Source organism: Devosia sp. FKR38 (genome assembly GCF_005222805.1).
In the GTDB taxonomy this organism is placed as follows: domain Bacteria; phylum Pseudomonadota; class Alphaproteobacteria; order Rhizobiales; family Devosiaceae; genus Devosia.
This window is the reverse complement of sequence record NZ_STGC01000005.1, coordinates 1334808-1352078: the sequence shown is the minus strand read 5'-3', so window position 1 is coordinate 1352078 and position 17271 is coordinate 1334808. Positions and strand designations below refer to the sequence as shown.

Genomic DNA, 17271 nt, shown 5'->3' with positions numbered 1-17271 from the left:
GCCCGAATATTGCATACGCAAGGGACTGACGCGCGCTGGAGCAATGTCCTGCGGTAGTCGGCCTCAGCCGGATGGCTGGGACAGGAACCAGGCCACCAGCTCGGCGGCGTTTGATACGCCAATCGAGCGCGACAGCCGCAGGCGATGGGCTTCCACCGTGCGGGGCGACAACCCGACCTCGTCGGCGATGGCGGCATTGGTTTTGCCTTGGGCGACCAGTGCCAGGATCTGACGCTGTCGTCCGGTCAGCTTGAGCGTGGTTTCGGTCACTGGCCGGACCATGGGCTCAAAGCAGTAGAGCGCGGCGGCAAAGGGATCGGCAGCATCGTGCGAGCGGCCATTGACGCGACACCAGAAGCGCCGGCCATCGGCCCCGGCCATGATGCGTTCATCGTGGTAGATCGCCCCGCCCGGCAAGTTGTGGCGCCACATGTCCCCAGTGCGCACGAAGTCGGCTATGGCCGGATAGAGCCGGGAAAAGCTGGTGTTGATGAGGTCATCCCGCCGATAACCGAACAGGTTTGCGAACTCGGCATTGCAGTCGCGGACGATGCGATGGGTGGCAAAGACCATCGGCACCGGGATGTCAGAGAGGGCAAAGCTGAGCGGTGCGGCCATGTGGTATAAATACGACTAACCGGTGTCGGCGGGCAAGACCTACCGTTGGGGCAAAACAAAGACCCCAAGGGAGGAACAGCATGCGCAAGGTTCATGCAACAGTTGCCGAGGCGCTGGCCGGTGTGCTGGCCGACGGTATGACGATCATGTCAGGCGGGTTTGGATTGTGTGGCATTCCGGAGGCGCTGATCGCCGGAATCGAGCAGTCGGGCGCCCGCGATCTCACCGTCATTTCCAACAATGCAGGGGTGGACGGCATCGGCCTGGGCCGGCTGCTGGCCACGCGCCAGATCCGCAAGATGATCTCGTCCTATGTGGGGGAGAACAAGCTGTTCGCCGAGCAATATCTGTCGGGCGATCTCGAACTTGAGTTCAACCCGCAGGGCACGTTGGCAGAACGTATCCGGGCGGGCGGCGCGGGCATTCCGGCCTTCTTCACTCGCACCGGCGTGGGCACGCTGATCGCCGAAGGCAAGGATGTGCGCAGCTTTGGCGGCGAGGATTTCGTCATGGAGACCGGGCTGGTGGCCGATCTGGCCCTGGTCCACGCCTGGAAGGGGGATGCGGAAGGAAATCTGGTGTACCGGATGACGGCGCGCAACTTCAATCCGATGATGGCGACCGCCGGCACGGTCACCATTGCCGAGGTGGAGCATCTGGTCGAGACCGGCACTTTGGACCCGGATGGCATCCATACGCCTGGCATCTTCGTTGACCGGGTGGTGCATGTCGCCAATCCCGCCAAGCACATCGAACAGCGCACCGTGCGCCAGCCGGGCGTGGAGGCAGCATAATGGCGTGGACCCGTGAACAGATGGCGGCCCGCGCCGCCCTTGAGCTGCGTGACGGCTTTTACGTCAACCTCGGCATCGGCATTCCGACGCTGGTGGCAAACTACATTCCCAAGGGCATGGACGTGCGGCTGCAGAGCGAGAACGGAATGCTGGGCATGGGCCCGTTTCCCTATGCGGGGAGCGAGGACGCCGACCTCATCAATGCGGGCAAGCAGACCATTACCGCGCTGCCAGAGACCAGCTTCTTCTCCAGCGCCGACAGCTTTGCCATGATCCGCGGCGGTCATATCGACCTGTCGATCCTGGGGGCCATGCAGGTGTCCGAGAGTGGCGATCTCGCCAACTGGATGATCCCGGGCAAGATGGTCAAGGGCATGGGCGGCGCCATGGATCTGGTGGCCGGCGTCAAGCGCGTGGTGGTGGTGATGGAACATGAAGCCAAGGGGCAGGCCAAGCTGCTCGAGCAATGCAGCCTGCCGCTGACCGGACGGCGTGTTGCCGATCTGGTGATTACCGATCTGGGCGTGTTTTCGGTCGCACGGCGCGGCGCGCCCGATATGCGCCTGATCGAGCTGGCCGATGGAGTCAGCCTCGACGAGATATCGGCCAAGACCGAGGCGCGGTTCACCGTCGCCCTTGTGGAGTAGACAGCATGAGCGACATCGTCATTGTCAGTGCCGCCCGCACGCCGGTGGGCAGCTTCCTTGGTCCGCTGAGCACGGTTCCAGCTCATGAGCTGGGGGCCATTGCCATTGTTGCGGCACTCGCGCGGGCCGGTCTGTCGGCCGATGCCATCGACGAGGTGATCCTGGGGCAGGTGCTGACGGCGGGGGCCGGGCAGAATCCGGCGCGTCAGGCCGCCATCAAGGCCGGCATCCCCGCCGGCGCCACTGCACTTGGCGTCAACCAGGTCTGTGGCTCAGGCCTGCGCGCCGTGGCGCTGGGCCTGCAACAGATCCTTTGCGGCGATGCCGATATCGTGGTGGCCGGCGGACAGGAATCGATGTCGCTGTCGCCGCATTGCCAGGTCCTGCGGGCGGGCGCCAAGATGGGCCCGGTCAGCCTGGTCGACACCATGGTAGTCGACGGTCTGACCGATGCCTTTGGTGGCTATCACATGGGCATAACCGCCGAAAATGTCGCCCGCCAGTTCGGCATTTCGCGCGAGACGCAGGACGGCTTTGCCCTGGCCAGCCAGCAGAAGGCAGCGGCAGCGCAGGCAGCCGGGCACTTCCGGGCCGAGATTGCGCCGGTGACCATAGAGACGCGTAAGGGCAGCGTTACCGTTGATGCGGATGATCACCTGCGCGCCGACACCAGCGCCGAGGCCCTGGCGCGGCTGCGGCCAGCTTTCGACAAGGCCGGTTCGGTCACCGCCGGCAATGCTTCGGGCCTCAATGATGGGGCTGCGGCCCTGGTGCTGATGCGTGAGGGTGAGGCGGCGCGGCGCGGGCTTGTACCTCTGGCGCGCATTGCCGGCTGGGCCACGGCCGGCGTTGATCCCGCCATCATGGGCACAGGCCCGATCCCCGCGTCGCAAAAGGCGCTGCAAAGGGCAGGCTGGTCGGTCGCCGACCTCGATCGTGTCGAGGCCAATGAAGCCTTTGCCGCCCAGGCCTGCGCGGTCAATGCCGGCATGGGCTGGAATCCCGACATCGTCAATGTCAGCGGCGGCGCCATTGCGCTGGGGCACCCAATCGGCGCCTCGGGGGCGCGGATCCTGGTCACGCTGGTCCATGAGTTGCGCCGGAGTGGGCTGAGCCGGGGCCTGGCAACGCTATGCATCGGCGGCGGCATGGGAATCGCCATGTGCATCGAGGCCTAGTCGGCGATTGGCCGCTCGGCAGAGCAACTGTGGAGTTCTGCACGCAATCTGCACAGTTTCTCGATGCTCGCTGGACATTGGACTGATGGGGTAAGGGCGGGCCGGATGACGGTCATGTTTCTTGACCGCAATCCAGTGACCCCATGACCCTTCATCGCCTCGCCATGCTTGTTCCGGCTGTTCTGCTGGCCGGCTGTTCGCCACTGATGTCGACCTATGTCCGGCCGGCTTTGCCCAATGCGCCGGCCTGGACGGATACGGCTGGTATTTCGGCGCCGGCCGCTGCCGAGCAATGGTGGCGTAGCTTTGGCGACTCCAAGCTCGACACCCTGGTCGAGACGGTGCTCGCCAATAACAACGATATCCTGGCCGCCACGCTGCGGGTGCGCAAGGCGCTGCTGCAGGCGGATATGGCAGGTGCCGGTCGGATGCCGCAGCTGAGCGGCACGGGCAGCGGGCAGCGCAATCTTGCGTTGGGCGAGGGCGGCGCTGCCAGCAATGCCTTTGCCTTCAGCCTTGGCGCCGCCTATGAATTCGACCTCTGGGGCCGGCTCGCCAGCAGCCAGGACATTGCCGTGCTGCAGGCTGGGGCCTCGGCCGAAGATGTGGAGACGGCGCGCACCACTGTGGTCGCGGCCACCATCGAGGCCTATTGGCGGCTGGGCTATACCAATCAGAGCCTGGCTTCGGCCAAGGCTTCGCTGGCGATCGCCCGCAAAGTACAGGACCTGGTCAAGAGCCAGGCAGCGGTGGGTGCGGCGACCGATCTGGAGCTGGCAGAAATTAGTCAGACCGTCGAGAGCCAGGCCGCCGGGATCTCCGATCTGGAACAGAACCGCGTGGCGCTGCGCAACGCGCTCGGCGTGCTGCTCAATGGCCTGCCCAATCCAGTGGCCGAGCCGCAGCGTCTGCCCGGCAAGACGCCGGTGCGGATCACCGCCGGACTGCCAGCCGAGCTTCTGGCACGTCGCCCGGATCTGCGCGCGGCGGAACTGCGGCTGCGGGCCAGTCTGCGCACCGTTGATAACACCCGCGCCAGCCTCTATCCGCAGATCAGCCTGACCGGCAATCTGGGCGCAACCAGCTCGGATCTGCTGGCGATCCTGGCCAATCCCATCGCGGCTTTGGGTGCGGGCCTCACTCTGCCATTCCTCAACTATAGGGACGGACAGCTGCGCGTCAAAGTGTCCGAAGTCGACTATCAGATCGCGGTCACCGAATTCCGCGCGGCCCTGCTCACCGCGTTCAGCGACACCGGAACGGCGCTGAGCGCCCGGATCACGCTGAGCGAGAAGGCGCGCCGGCTCAAGACGGCCTTTGCTGCCGCGCAGGCGGCTGACCGGCTAACCGAGGAGCGCTATCGCGCGGGATCGGTGGCCCTAAGGGTCTGGCTGGATGCGCAGGAACGCAGCCGCGCCGCCGAGCGGGCGCTGGCCGCCAACCGGCTGGAGCAGCTGGTGACCGAAGTCCAGATCTTCCGCGTCCTGGGCGGATCGCCCGTTCTTCCCGCCGCCCGCTGAGTGCGGCCACACAGCATTTGAGTATTGCCATGACCTTCTCCAAGCGTGTCGCTCTCGCCGCGATCCTGACTGCCGTTCTGCTGTCGGCCTGTTCCGGCCCGGCGCAGCCACCCGAACAGACAGCGGAAATCCAGGCGCCACTCGTATCAGTGATGCCGGTAAAGAGTGAATCCATCACGGTCTGGGACGAATTGCCAGGTCGAGTCTCTGCGCTGCGGATCGCCGAGATCCGTCCGCAGGTGAGCGGGCTGATCGTCAAGCGCCTGTTCGAGGAAGGCAGCGACGTTACCAAAGGGCAGCCGCTGTTTCAGATCGATACGGCCTCGTTTGCGGCCGATGTCGCCAGTGCCGAAGCGACTGTGCAGAAGACCAAGGCGGCGCTGCACCAGACGGTGACGGAGTTCGATCGCGCACAGGCGCTGCGGGCCAGCAACAATATCAGCGACCAGGCCTATGAGCAGGCCAATTCCGCACATGCGCAGGCCGTTGCCGATGTGGCGCAGGCGGAAGCGGCGCTCAAGAAGGCCCGGCTGTCGCTGGATCTGGCCACGATCAAGGCGCCGATCGACGGCCAGATCGGTGCGGCCTCGGTTGGTGAAGGGACGCTGGCCGAAGCCACTAGCACGACGAGCCTGGCCACCATCCAGCAGATATCGACCGTCTATATCGACATCCGCCAGCCCGCCTCGCGGCTGGAGCACCTGCGGGCCCAGGCCCGCAATGGAGGCCTGCAGGCAGCGGGGAGCATTCCGATCCGCATCCTGGTCGGCGAGGGCGACGGCAATGTCATCGCGGCACAGGCGCTGTTCTCCGACATCAGCGTTGATGAGGGCACGGGCAATGTGCGCATGCGCGCCCAGGCCGACAATGCGGAGCGCCGACTGTTGCCGGGCATGTATGTGCGGGCGCAGGTGCCGCGCGGTACCTATCCGGATGCCATCAGCGTGCCGCAGCAGGCGGTGGTGCGCGACAGCCTGGGCGCGCCGAGCGTTTATGTGGTGGGCGGCGACGGCATTGCCACGCCCAGGACTGTGCAGCTCGGCGAGCTGGTTGAGGGCAGCTACATCGTCCTTGACGGGCTCAAGGCCGGCGAGACCGTGGTTGTCGAAGGCCAGGAAAAGCTCTCGGCGGCCGGACCAGTGCGCACCGTGACGTTCGGCGCGCCCACGGCGGGCGTGGCAACGGAAGCCCAGCCGGGCGCCGAAACGGCCGTTCCGGCCACCAACTCCTGATCCAGGGATCGAAAATGCCTCAGTTCTTCATTGATCGTCCCGTCTTCGCGTGGGTGGTGGCCGCCTTCATCGTGCTGTTCGGCATCATCGCCATTCCACAGCTGCCGGTGGCCCGCTTCCCCTCGATCGCGCCGCCCAGCGTCAGCGTCTCGGCGAGCTATCCGGGCGCGACGGCGCAGACGGTCAATGAGGCCGTGGTCATTCCGATCGAGCGCGAGCTGACCGGCGTCAAAAACCTGCTGTTCTTCAGCTCGTCGGCCGACAACACCGGCAGTGGCAGCGTCAGCCTCACCTTTGCGCCCGGGACCAATCCCGAACTGGCCATGGTGGAGGTGCAGAACCTGCTCAAGGGCGTCGAACCGCGCCTGCCGCCGCTGGTGCGCCAGGGCGGGCTGACCGTAGAGTCGGCGACCTCGGGCTTTCTGGCGATCGTCACGCTGACCTCGGAGGGCAAACGCTTCTCCTCGCTCGACCTCGAGGACTATCTGGCCAAATACATCGTGCCCGAGCTCAAGCGCATCAAAGGTGTCGGGCGGCTGCAGTCCTTCGGCACCGAAAAGGCCATGCGCATCTGGGTCGATCCGCTCAAGCTGGAGACGCTGAGCCTGAGCATTGCCGATGTGACGGCTGCCATCCAGGGGCAGAATCTGCAGATCGCTCCTGGCCAGTTGGGCGCAGGACCGACGGTGCCCGGGCAGACCATCACGGTGCCACTCTCCGTGCGCAATGACCTGACCACGCCCGAGGAGTTCGGCAAGATCGTCATCAAGGGCCAGCGCAACGGCGCCAGCGTGCTGCTGAGCGATGTGGCGCGGGTGGAGATCGGGGCGCAGACCACGTCGTTTGACATGCTGCAGAACGGCAATCAGGCGACCGGGGCGGCGATCCAGCTGTCGCCGGGCGCCAATGCCGTGGCCACTGCCGATGCCGTCAAGGCGCGGCTGGCCGAGCTCAAGCTCGCCATGCCCGAGGGCATGAGCTATGCCCTGCCGTTCGACAACTCGCCCTTCATCAAGGTGTCGATCGAGAAGGTGATTCAGACCCTGATCGAAGCCATGCTCCTGGTGTTCGCGGTGATGTTCCTGTTCCTGCAAAACTGGCGCTACACCATCATCCCGGCCATCGTGGCGCCGGTGGCTTTGCTGGGCACCTTTGCCGTGATGCTGCTGGCGGGATATTCGATCAATGTGCTGACCATGTTTGGCATGGTGCTGGCCATCGGCATCATCGTCGACGACGCCATCGTGGTGGTGGAGAATGTCGAACGCATCATGGCCACAGAGGGGCTGCCGCCCAAGGAGGCGACCCGCAAGGCGATGAAGGAGATCACCGGCGCGGTGATCGGCATCACAGCGGTGCTGGTGGCCGTGTTCATCCCCATGGGCCTGGCCAGCGGCTCGGTCGGCGCCATCTATCGGCAGTTCACGCTGTCGATGTCGGTGTCGATCCTGTTCTCGGCCTTCCTGGCGCTGACGCTGACGCCTGCGCTGTGTGCAAGCCTGCTCAAGCCGGTTGATCACCACAGAAAGAAATGGGCGCCGTTTGCCCTGTTCGACCGCGGCGTCGACAAGGTGACCAGCGGCTATGGCAAGACCATCTCCGGGCTGTTGCGGCGCGGCGGGCGGATGATGGCGCTGTACGTCGTGCTGGTGGGCGCACTGATCTATTGGTTCCCGCTGATCCCCACGAGCTTCATGCCCGATGAGGACCAGGGCAATTACACCGTGTCGATCACCCTGCCGGCCGACGCCACTGGTACCCGTACTGCCAAGGTTACAGATCTGTTCAACACCGAAGTGCTCAAGCGCGAGGCGACGCAGGACAATTTGCTGATCAATGGCTTCAGCTTCATGGGCACCGGCTCGAACGCGGCCATGGCCTTTGTGACGCTCAAGGACTGGAAGGACCGCGCGCATCTGCCCGCGAGCGAAGAAGCTGCAGCCATGACCACAGCGATGGCGGACATCCCCGAGGGCTCAGTGATGGTGTCCCTGCCGGCGCCCATCGAGGAGCTCGGCGGCGGCTCGGGCTTTAGCTTCGTGCTGCAGGATCGGGGCGGGAAGGGCAATGACGCGCTGTTGGCCGCCCAGGCACAGCTGCTGGCGGCGGCGGGCAAGAGCACCATCCTGGCCAGCCTCTACCAGAACAGCCTGCCCAATGGCCCCAATGTCGAGCTCGAGATCGACCGCAACAAAGCGCTGGCACTGGGCGTGTCCGTCCAGTCGATCAGCGAGACGCTGGGCACGGCCATCACCTCAAGCTATGTCGGGGACTTCTCCGGCGGGGCAAAGCTGCAGCAGGTGATCGTGCAGGCCGATGCGCGCTACCGCATGAATGTGGACGATGTACTCAAGTTGTTCGTACGCAACGACAAGGGCGGCATGGTCGCCTTGGGCGAGGTGGTGACGGCCAAGTGGAGCAGCGCGCCGCGGCAGATTTCCCGTCACAACGGCTATCTGGCGACGTCGTTGCAGGGCGAGGGCGCACAGGGTGTGTCCAACGGCAGTGCCATGGCCGAGGTCGAGCGCCTGGTGCAGGCCCTGCCGGAAGGCTTCGGCATCGAATGGACCGGCGAGTCGTTGCAGGAGCGCCAGTCGGGCACGCAGATGCCCATGCTGATCGCTATCTCCATGCTGGTGGTGTTCCTGGTCCTGGCGGCGCTCTACGAGAGCTGGACTGTGCCACTTGCGGTGATGATGATGGTGCCGCTGGGTATTATCGGGGCCGTGGCAGCCGTGCAGATCGGTGGCCAGTCCAATGACGTGTTCTTCAAGGTGGGGCTGATCACCGTGATTGGCCTGTCGGCCAAGAATGCCATCCTGATCGTCGAGTTCGCCAAGGCCAAGCTCGCCGAAGGCTGGGCTCTGCGCGACGCCATCATCGAGGCCGGACGGCTGCGCATCCGCCCCATCGTGATGACCTCACTGGCCTTTGCGCTGGGCGTCCTGCCGCTGGTGCATGCCCATGGCGCCAGCGCCGAGACGCAGAAGGCGCTGGGCACGGGCGTGCTGGGTGGCGTCATCGCGGCAACCGTCTTCGCCCTGCTGTTCGTGCCGGTGTTCTACTTTGTGGTGATGTCGATTTTTGGCCGCAAGGCCAAGGCGTCCGCGCCGATTGAGGTCGAGGAACCCAAGCGGGGTGCGGGCCATGTCTGACCGGGATGACGACTTCGACGACTACGCGGCAGCGGCCGGGCAGCGTACGCCCTGGCGGCGGGTTCTCGCCCTGTTTGCGCCGCACGGCAAATCGCTGCTGACTATCCTCGGATTGATCATGATCGCCGGGATCGCTGGCGCGACGACGCCCTTCATGGTGCGCGGCATTATCGACAGTGCCTTGCCGGCCAAGGACGTGACACTGCTGGTGTGGCTCTGTGGCGGCCTGCTGGCTGTGGCGGTGCTGGCAGCTATTGCCAGCGTGCTGCAGGCCTATGTGTCAACGCGGATCGGCCAGCAGATCATGCACGACCTGCGTGTGCGGCTCTATGAGCACCTGCAGTCGCTTTCGCTCGCCTTCTTCTCTGCGGCCCGCACGGGGGAAGTGCAGTCCCGCATGTCGAGCGATATTGCCGGGCTTCAATCACTGTTCACCAATACGGCGTCGGACGCTGCCCGCAATATCAGCGTGGTGCTCACCACTGTGGTGGCAATGGTCCTGCTCGACTGGCGGCTGGCGCTGGCCTCGCTGGCATTCATGCCGCTGCTGCTCTGGCTCAACAACCGGGTGGCGGGCCTGCGTGAACGCATCACTTTCGCCCAGCAGGACCGGATCGCCGATATGTCGGCGACGGTCACGGAATCGCTGTCGGCCGGCGGCTTTATCCTGGCCCGCACCATGGGCCGGGCCCGCCATCTGGCGCAGATCTTTCGCCAGACCTCGTCCGAGGTGGCGCGGCTTGAGCTGCGCTCGCATACCGCAGGTCAGTGGGAGATCGCCATCATCATGTTTGCGCTCGATATTCTGCCAGCGCTGACCTTTCTGATCGGCGGTATCATGCTGGCGCAGGGTCTGGGCGTGTCCATTGGGACACTGGTGGCGCTGATCGCGCTACAGGAGCAATTGCTCTGGCCGATGCTGGAGTTGTTCGAGGCCCGGATCGAACTGCGCAAGGCGCGAGCACTGCTGACGCGGGTCTTCGGTTATCTCGACACCAAGCCGACGCTCACCGAGCCGGCCAGCCCGGTCGCGGTCGACGTCGACGCCATTCGCGGCGACATCGCGTTTGAGGATGTATCATTCTTCTACCAAGCGTCCGACGGGCCGACGTTGGATCATGTCAGCCTGACCATCCCGGCCGGCAGCCATACCGCCATTGTCGGCAGCACGGGGTCCGGCAAGAGCACGCTGGGTTATCTGCTGGCGCGCCTCTACGACCCCGACAGCGGGCGCGTCACAATCGATGGCTTCGATCTGCGCGCTTTCAGCTTCGAAACCCTTTCGCATATTCTCGGCGTGGTGACGCAGGATCCGTTCCTGCTGAACGCCAGCATTGAAGACAATCTTCGCTTTGCCAAACCGGATGCGACGGGGGCCGATATCGACTACGCCCTGGACATGGCCCAACTGAGCGCCAAGGTTGCTGCATTGCCGAGGGGGCTGGCCACCGAGGTGGGCGAGCGCGGCTACCAGTTCTCCGGCGGCGAGCGGCAAAGGCTTTCGCTGGCGCGGACGATCCTGCGCGGGTCGCGTATCCTGCTGCTGGACGAGGCGACCAGTGCGCTGGATCCAGAGACCGAAAAGGCACTATCCTCGGCTCTTGCGGCGGGTCACAACCGAACAGTGGTCTCGATTGCCCATCGCCTGTCCACAGTGCGGCAGGCCGATCAGATCGTCGTGCTGGAGCATGGGCGTATTGTGGAAACAGGGCGCCATGACCAGCTCGTCGCCGCTGGCGGTCGCTATCATAGCCTTGCCGGGCTTGGATGAGCCTGATGCAGCACCCCATGCGCCTGAAGCATTCTTCTGATAGGTGGCAATGACCATGACCAACCAGCTCATCCTCATCATCGAAGACGATATCGAGATCGTCCGGATCCTGCAGGCCTATTTCGAGCGCGACGGCTTTCGCACCATCGCTGCGACCGATCCGCTGACAGGACTGGCGCACCATCATCGGCTCAAGCCCGATCTGGTGGTGCTCGATGTCAAAATGCCCAAGATGGATGGCTACGAGACCCTTGCCGCCCTGCGCCGCGTGGATGACACGCCGGTGATCATGGTCACCGCGCTGGCCGAAGATCTCGACAAGCTGCAGGCGCTGCGGCTGGGGGCGGATGACTATGTGGTCAAGCCGTTCAGCCCGCTTGAGGTAGTCGCGCGAGCGCGGGCCATCCTGCGGCGCACCCAGGGCGGCCGCGCCAGCACCGTCCGCCGCTTGGGTGCGATGAGCATTGATACCGATGCCATGACGGTGCGCGTCGGCGACGACATGCTGGCATTGACGCGTACCGAATACCGGCTGCTCGAGCATATGGTGCGCTCGCCCAACCGGGTGTTTGAGCGCAGCGAGCTGATCGATGCCTGTCTGCCAGAGGGCGAGGCCATGGACCGCACGGTGGACAGCCATATGAGCAATCTGCGCCGCAAGCTGGGCGCCGCCGGCCTGCCCAACCTGATCACCGGGGTCCGCGGCGTCGGCTACAGGCTGGATGAACCGCATGGCTAGGCGGGTCAGCACGGCGCTGCAGATCGTTCTGATCGCCACCGGCCTGGCGGCCGTGGTGACGCTGGTCGTCAATTTTGCTTTTCCGGCCTATCTGGAAGTCGTCCAGCGATTTTTTCCCTCTCTGCTGGAAACCGACAATCTCTGGTCGTGGATCGACTGGGGCTATCTGGCAGTGACGCTGGTGTTTGCCGTGCCGTTGGCGGCCTGGGGCGGCACCTGGCTGTCCAAGCGCATTGTGGTGCCGCTGCTCGAAGTGGCCCGAGCCATCCGCGCTGTGGCCGCTGGCGATCTCAGCGCTCGCGCCAATCCGCGCCTGCATGGCTTCGGCGAGTCGGCGCGGCTAGTGGAGGATTTCAACCAGATGGCTGAGCGGCTCGAACGGGCAGAAGCAGAGTTGCGCTATTCGAACTCTGCTGCCGCCCATGAGCTGCGCACGCCCCTGACCATTCTCAAGGGGCGGCTGCAGGGCGTCGCCGACGGGGTGTTCACCCTGGACGACGGTCTGGTGGCACTGCTGATCGCGCAGGTCGACGGCATGACGCGGATCGTGGACGACCTGCGGACCCTGGGCCTGTTCAATGCCGGTATGATGCAGCTGAGTGTGACCGACATTGATCTGGCCGATATTGCCCGCGAGGCCACGCAGCTGTCAGCCGAGGCACTGCAGGCCAAGGCCATATCGGTAAACCTCGACCTGCGACCGGCGCCGGTGCGCGCCGATCCCGACCGGTTGCGCCAGGTGCTACTGGCGCTGCTCGACAATGCCATGCGCTATGCGCCGGGCGTGCCGCTGCACATCAGCACCAGGGTGGAGCACGACACTGCCATTCTGCGCTGCATTGACAGCGGTCCCGGGCTCTCGCCGGCAGCCATGCAGTCGGCCTTCGAGCCGTTCTGGCGTGACGAGGATTCGCGGGCGCGGGACAAAGGCGGCAGCGGCCTGGGCCTGTCGGTGGTCCGCGCCATCGTCCACGCCCATGGCGGGCGAGTGCAGGCGGACAATGCGCCGGGGCGCGGCGCCAGCTTTACGGTGACCCTGCCGCGCCGCTGAGCGCAAGCTAGAGGGTTACCGGCCGGCCGCTGCGCACGCTTTCGTCGGCGGCCAGGCAGATGTGCAGCGAGGTGACGGCGTCGCTCATGTGGCGGGTCAGGTCCATGTCCTCGGTAATGGCGCGATAGACGAAATCCTGCTCGCGGTCGCACAGGCCCTGGTGGTCCGGCTCGCCCTGCATGTCGAGCCAGTCGTCGGCGCGGGCCGGCTGGTTGCTGGCGTCAAGCGCGGCGTGGTGCACGCGGATGCGCGAGGTCTGCGTATGGGCGTTGATATCGGCCGAGGCCGCGCCTTCCTGCATGACGATGGACACCGCGCCATTGGGCGAGATCACGTCCTTCACGAAAAAGGCGGTCTCCGACATCATCGGGCCCCAGCCGGCCTCATACCAGCCGACGCCGCCATCATCGAACAGCACCTGGAAATGGCCGTAGTTGTACATGCCCTGGGGCAGGCCCTGCGCGAGTTGCACGCCCATGCCGCGCACTTCGATCGGCTTGGCATCGGTGATCTGGCACATGACGTCGACATAATGCACGCCGCAGTCGACGATGGGCGAGGTGGTCTGCATGATGGCGCGGTGGATGTCCCAGGCGGCGCCGCTCGACTGTTGGTTGAGGTTCATGCGGAACACATAGGGGCCGCCCAGGGCGCGCGCCTCTTCAATCAGCTTGAGCCAGGATGGGTGGTGGCGCAGGATATAGCCCACCACCAGCTTGCGCTGATGCGCTTCGGCTGCGGCGACGACGCGGCGGGCGTCTTCGACCGTGGCCGCCAGCGGCTTTTCGACAAAGACGTGGGCGCCGGCCTCGATGGCGGCCACGGCATAGTCGGCATGGGTATTGGTGTGGGTGGCGATCGAGACGAGGTCAGGCTTGAACTCGGCCAGGGCGGCGCTGAAATCGCTGCGCAGAGGATAGGCGGCGAGCGCCTCGGGCAGGGCGGGCGTCGAGCGGTTGACCAGACCAACGACCTCGAAGCCGGGATGGGTGTGATAGGCCATGGCGTGGCTCTTGCCCATCTGGCCGAGGCCGACCACCAGAACCTTGAGCGGGGAATGCGTCATTGTCTTGCTCCTGGGGGTCAGAGGGTGCGGCGCGCCTGGGCGATCTGTGCGGCGCCAAAGCTGGCCAGCGCCAGCGAATAGAGCGTGGGATTGGTGGCAGTGACGGTGGGAATGACGCCGTTACCGGCGACATAGAGATTGTCAAAGCCCCAGACGCGGCTGTTGCGGTCGCAGACGCTGGTGCCGTCATCGGTCTCGCCCATGCGGATACTGCCCTGGTAGTGCAGCGAGCTGCCCACCGGGAGCACGATGGTGGCAAAGCCGGGGGCAGGGCGGCCGATGATCTCGGCAATGCCGCGCGCCTTGGCCTTGGCAGTCTCGAGCCGGGCCTTGTCGCCGTCGGACTGGCGCCATTGGATGGAAATGGCCGGCAGGCCCATCCAGTCGAGCCGGTTGTCGTCAAACACCACGCGATTATCCGGGCTGATATCGCCGGGGACGAAGAAGCCCATGCCCACCGGCTGGCCGGTGAAATCGGGGGACAGCGGCATGGTGTTCAGGCTCGCCGGGGCGATGGTCACCGAGAACGGGAAGTCATCGGCGGCCGGAATCCAGCTCATGGCTCGCATGGGCACATCGGTCTGCAGCTCGCAGATCTGGGAGATGATGTAGTGGTCGTTGAGATAGCGACCCAGGGCCGCCGGGCGGATGCCGGAGGCATGGAGCAGCTGCGGAGAATGCAGCGAATCGCAGGCCACGATCACCGTGCCAGCGGCGACGAACCAGGTCTCGTCTGACCCCGGCTTGCCCAGCTCGACCCCAGTGACCGTGCCGCCCTCGTGAACGATGCGGCGGCAGGCGGTTTCGGCCAGGATGGTGAAGCTTTCGGCTGGTTCGTTGACCATCGGGCCCAGCACCACGTCGGTGCCGTGATAGCGCAGGCCTTCGGGCGTGGGCGTGGCGGCCAGCGGCATGGGCTGCACGAAGCGGTCGGGCGTGCGACCGGCGTTGAAGACGGCGCCCAGGCGCTCGCGCATCGCAATGGCGGTGGGATCGCCCGCACGCGGATCCTTGTTGGTGCCGAGTAGGGTTTCGGCAGTGGCGATAGCGGCCTCCATCGCGTCTGCGGCAATGAAGGGCACGCGCTCGGCGCGCGACGGGGTCGGGGTGCCGGTGGACCATTTGGTGCCCATGCCGCCCACATTGGCCGCCGAGAAGCCGGCGAAAAGGTTCTCTGCGGGGTCGGCGTCATTGGCGATGAACAGGCCTGAGCGGCGCAACTGGGAGGCGTCAAAGCCGCCGGCGCGGCGCGCTTCCCATTCTTCCTTGTTGATCGGCGTACGCGGGCTGCGGTCGCCGCCCTGGGCCAGCACCTCAAGCGCGCCGCGCTCTTCGAGATCGGCGATATTGTCCAGATGTGCGCCGGTCTGCGGCAGGATCTGCGGGCCGGCCTCGACCATCAGGATGCGCGCCTCGGGCCAGTCGCGGCGGATCAGCCGGGCATAGGCACTGCCGGCAGGGCCGCTGCCGATGATGACGACGTCTTTGGATAGGGGGGCCATGGCGCATCCGCTGGTTCGATAGGTGGCATCTAATTGGTATCAATGGTCCGAGCGCCCGGCAATGGGCTTTGGCGCGAAGTTACTGTTCTGCAGGTGGTTGCTGGAAAATCTCAGGAAAGCAGTGGCCTAGATTGGTATTTGTGGCATGATCGCCGCTACAACGCCCCATCGCTGTTCCCGCGGAGACCAACCCATGCAGATCGGCCTGTCCTCCTATAGTTTCCGCCCCCTGCTGGCCAATGGCAGCATGACCGTTGAGAGCCTGTTCGACTGGCTGGTGACCCATCAGGCAGAGCATCTCGAGATTGCGACCTTCAGCTTTGCAGCTGCCGGTACCGAGGCCGGCTATGACCTGACTGAGGACGCGGCGGTGATCTCGCGCATCGAGGCGGCGGTGGAGCGCACGGGCGTGCCGATCTCGGGCCTGTGCATGGGCGCCAGCTTCCTCGGGTCAGCCGCCGAGCGCGCGGCACAGATCGCGGCGGTCAAGCGCCATGTCGAACTGTGCAGCCGCCTGGGTGCCGGGTTCCTGCGTCACGATGTGGTGCCATGGGCCTATCGGCTGACTGATGTGGCCGAGTTCGAGCGGGAATTTGCCGGCATTGTCGAGGCCTGCACCGAGATTGCCGATTTCGCCCAGGGCTATGGCGTGGTGACGAGCGTTGAGGACCACGGCTTCTTCATGAATTCGGCCGAGCGGCTGTTGCGGCTGCATCATGCGGTGGGCCGCGATAACTTCAAGCTGACGGTCGATGTCGGCAATTTTCTGTGCGTGGACGACAATCCCGACGTCGCCACCCGCCGCACGCTGCCACAGGCCAGCTTCGTGCATGTGAAGGATTTTTATGTGCGCCAGACCGAGCCGGGCCTTGGCTGGCTCAAGACGCATGGCGGGCAGTTCATCCGCGGGTCGGTGTTTGGCTATGGCGATCTCAATGCGCGCGGGCTGATGCAGGCCATCGTGGCCTCGGGCTACGATGGCTTCCTGTCGCTGGAATATGAGGGCAACGAGCCCACGCTGTTCGGCTGCGAAACCGGTCTTGATACGATCCGGCGCCTCTTGGCCGAGATCAGAGGCTGACGATGCGGTCCAGCCGCTGCTTGAGATCGGCGAGATGCTGGCGGTCGCCGCCCGGCATCTCGACCGAGACCCAGCCGGAATAACCTACAGAGGCCAGGGCGGCATTGACGTCGGCCCAGTCGATGTCGCCCTCGCCGAGCGCCACGTCAAAGCCCTTCCAGGGGCCCTCCGCATTCATGCGGCTAAGGCTATATTCCTTGATGTCGATGCGCAGGATCCGGTTGCCCAGCGCCTCGATCCAATCAGCAGGGCGGCCATAGCGCAGCACATTGCCGACGTCGAAATACCAGCCCAAGCTGGGGCTGTCGAAACCATCGATCAGATGGGCCGCTTCGAGCGGGCTGAGCAGGAAGTTGTTCCAGACATTTTCCAATGCGATGGCGATGCCGATCTCCTCGGCGTGCGGCAGCAGCCGGTCGATGCCCTCCACGGCGCGATCATAGGCGGTGGCATAGCTGGTGGTGGCGTTGACCACGCCGGGCACCAGCAGCATGGTCTGGGCGCCATAGGCCTTGGCCAGCTTCATCGCCTCGATGCTGGCGACGACGCAGGCCTCGCGCACGGCCGGGTCAGGGTCGGTCAGCGGGGTCTTCCAATGGGCGGAGTTGATGACGCCGGGAATGGCGACGCCTGTGGCATCGCGGCCGGCCAGCACCCCGTGCAGCGGCAGGTCGTTGGGTGCATCAAGCTCCACGCCATCAAAGCCGAGGTCGGCAATCAGCCGGAAGGTGTCGCCGATCGAGAGCTTTTCCTCGATCATGGACCATTTCAGGCTGGTCTTGGCCATGGGCCGGCGGGCAGTGTCACTCACGGGGCATACTCACGCTAGAGGGGATGGTCGCATGCTAGGGGAAGCCCCGGCACAGGCCAAGGCGCGAAATGCCGCCGTCTGGCGTTCTGGCTTCGTGTAATCAAGG

General features: G+C 65.2%; 14 protein-coding genes. 10 read left to right on the top strand and 4 right to left on the bottom strand.

All coding sequences use genetic code 11. The features are described from left to right. Positions 1–63: 63 nt before the first annotated feature. A complete protein-coding gene (locus E8M79_RS11535) occupies positions 64–618 on the bottom strand; it encodes a PAS and helix-turn-helix domain-containing protein (protein ID WP_137152040.1) in 555 nt (184 codons plus the stop codon). Positions 619–698: 80 nt separating this feature from the next. On the opposite strand from E8M79_RS11535, the gene E8M79_RS11530 reads away from it, so the two are divergent. From E8M79_RS11530 to E8M79_RS11490, 9 genes are all read left to right on the top strand, one after another. After that, complete coding sequence (locus E8M79_RS11530) at positions 699–1412, top strand: CoA transferase subunit A (protein WP_137152039.1); 714 nt, start codon at positions 699–701, stop codon at positions 1410–1412. Beyond that, positions 1412–2059, top strand: coding sequence for a 3-oxoacid CoA-transferase subunit B (locus E8M79_RS11525; protein WP_137152038.1), 648 nt, complete (start codon positions 1412–1414; stop codon positions 2057–2059). Before E8M79_RS11530 ends, E8M79_RS11525 begins: the two co-directional genes overlap by 1 nt. A gap of 5 nt (positions 2060–2064) precedes the next feature. Next, a complete protein-coding gene (locus E8M79_RS11520) occupies positions 2065–3237 on the top strand; it encodes an acetyl-CoA C-acetyltransferase (RefSeq protein WP_137152037.1) in 1173 nt (390 codons plus the stop codon). Positions 3238–3380: 143 nt separating this feature from the next. Further along, a complete protein-coding gene (locus E8M79_RS11515) occupies positions 3381–4757 on the top strand; it encodes an efflux transporter outer membrane subunit (RefSeq protein WP_137152036.1) in 1377 nt (458 codons plus the stop codon). 29 nt (positions 4758–4786) lie between these two features. Beyond that, complete coding sequence (locus E8M79_RS11510; RefSeq protein WP_137152035.1) at positions 4787–5989, top strand: efflux RND transporter periplasmic adaptor subunit; 1203 nt, start codon at positions 4787–4789, stop codon at positions 5987–5989. 14 nt (positions 5990–6003) lie between these two features. Further along, positions 6004–9144 carry a multidrug efflux RND transporter permease subunit gene (locus E8M79_RS11505; protein ID WP_137152034.1) on the top strand — a complete coding sequence of 1047 codons (3141 nt, stop codon included), beginning with the start codon at positions 6004–6006 and terminating at the stop codon, positions 9142–9144. Beyond that, entirely contained in the window at positions 9137–10915 is a 1779-nt protein-coding gene (locus E8M79_RS11500; protein WP_137152033.1) for an ABC transporter ATP-binding protein, read from the top strand. The genes E8M79_RS11505 and E8M79_RS11500 overlap by 8 nt, the downstream gene beginning before the upstream one ends. 55 nt (positions 10916–10970) lie before the next feature. Continuing rightward, positions 10971–11654 carry a response regulator gene (locus E8M79_RS11495; RefSeq protein ID WP_137152032.1) on the top strand — a complete coding sequence of 228 codons (684 nt, stop codon included), beginning with the start codon at positions 10971–10973 and terminating at the stop codon, positions 11652–11654. After that, a complete protein-coding gene (locus tag E8M79_RS11490; RefSeq protein WP_171015830.1) occupies positions 11647–12705 on the top strand; it encodes an ATP-binding protein in 1059 nt (352 codons plus the stop codon). The genes E8M79_RS11495 and E8M79_RS11490 overlap by 8 nt, the downstream gene beginning before the upstream one ends. Before the next feature lie 7 nt (positions 12706–12712). Here the strand turns inward: E8M79_RS11490 and E8M79_RS11485 are convergent, their stop codons facing one another. Further along, positions 12713–13771, bottom strand: a complete 1059-nt coding sequence (locus E8M79_RS11485; RefSeq protein WP_137152030.1) for a Gfo/Idh/MocA family oxidoreductase — start codon at positions 13769–13771, stop codon at positions 12713–12715. A 17-nt stretch (positions 13772–13788) separates the two neighbouring features. Beyond that, positions 13789–15273: a GMC oxidoreductase gene (locus tag E8M79_RS11480; protein ID WP_137152029.1), complete on the bottom strand. Its 1485-nt coding sequence runs from the start codon at positions 15271–15273 to the stop codon at positions 13789–13791. A 193-nt stretch (positions 15274–15466) separates the two neighbouring features. Between E8M79_RS11480 and E8M79_RS11475 the strand changes: the two genes are divergently transcribed. After that, entirely contained in the window at positions 15467–16354 is an 888-nt protein-coding gene (locus E8M79_RS11475) for a sugar phosphate isomerase/epimerase family protein (protein WP_171015829.1), read from the top strand. Here E8M79_RS11475 and E8M79_RS11470 read toward each other — a convergent pair. Then, positions 16344–17165: a sugar phosphate isomerase/epimerase family protein gene (locus tag E8M79_RS11470; RefSeq protein ID WP_248304976.1), complete on the bottom strand. Its 822-nt coding sequence runs from the start codon at positions 17163–17165 to the stop codon at positions 16344–16346. The two genes, E8M79_RS11475 and E8M79_RS11470, sit on opposite strands and share 11 nt — an antisense overlap. Positions 17166–17271 lie beyond the last annotated feature (106 nt).

Coding starts and splice junctions, on each gene's coding strand:
- E8M79_RS11535 (WP_137152040.1), bottom strand. CDS start 618: ATGGCCGCACCGCTCAGCTTTGCCCTCTCTGACATCCCGGTGCCGATG.
- E8M79_RS11515 (WP_137152036.1), top strand. CDS start 3,381: ATGACCCTTCATCGCCTCGCCATGCTTGTTCCGGCTGTTCTGCTGGCC.
- E8M79_RS11475 (WP_171015829.1), top strand. CDS start 15,467: ATGCAGATCGGCCTGTCCTCCTATAGTTTCCGCCCCCTGCTGGCCAAT.
- E8M79_RS11520 (WP_137152037.1), top strand. CDS start 2,065: ATGAGCGACATCGTCATTGTCAGTGCCGCCCGCACGCCGGTGGGCAGC.
- E8M79_RS11485 (WP_137152030.1), bottom strand. CDS start 13,771: ATGACGCATTCCCCGCTCAAGGTTCTGGTGGTCGGCCTCGGCCAGATG.
- E8M79_RS11495 (WP_137152032.1), top strand. CDS start 10,971: ATGACCAACCAGCTCATCCTCATCATCGAAGACGATATCGAGATCGTC.
- E8M79_RS11530 (WP_137152039.1), top strand. CDS start 699: ATGCGCAAGGTTCATGCAACAGTTGCCGAGGCGCTGGCCGGTGTGCTG.
- E8M79_RS11525 (WP_137152038.1), top strand. CDS start 1,412: ATGGCGTGGACCCGTGAACAGATGGCGGCCCGCGCCGCCCTTGAGCTG.
- E8M79_RS11500 (WP_137152033.1), top strand. CDS start 9,137: ATGTCTGACCGGGATGACGACTTCGACGACTACGCGGCAGCGGCCGGG.
- E8M79_RS11510 (WP_137152035.1), top strand. CDS start 4,787: ATGACCTTCTCCAAGCGTGTCGCTCTCGCCGCGATCCTGACTGCCGTT.
- E8M79_RS11505 (WP_137152034.1), top strand. CDS start 6,004: ATGCCTCAGTTCTTCATTGATCGTCCCGTCTTCGCGTGGGTGGTGGCC.
- E8M79_RS11480 (WP_137152029.1), bottom strand. CDS start 15,273: ATGGCCCCCCTATCCAAAGACGTCGTCATCATCGGCAGCGGCCCTGCC.
- E8M79_RS11490 (WP_171015830.1), top strand. CDS start 11,647: ATGGCTAGGCGGGTCAGCACGGCGCTGCAGATCGTTCTGATCGCCACC.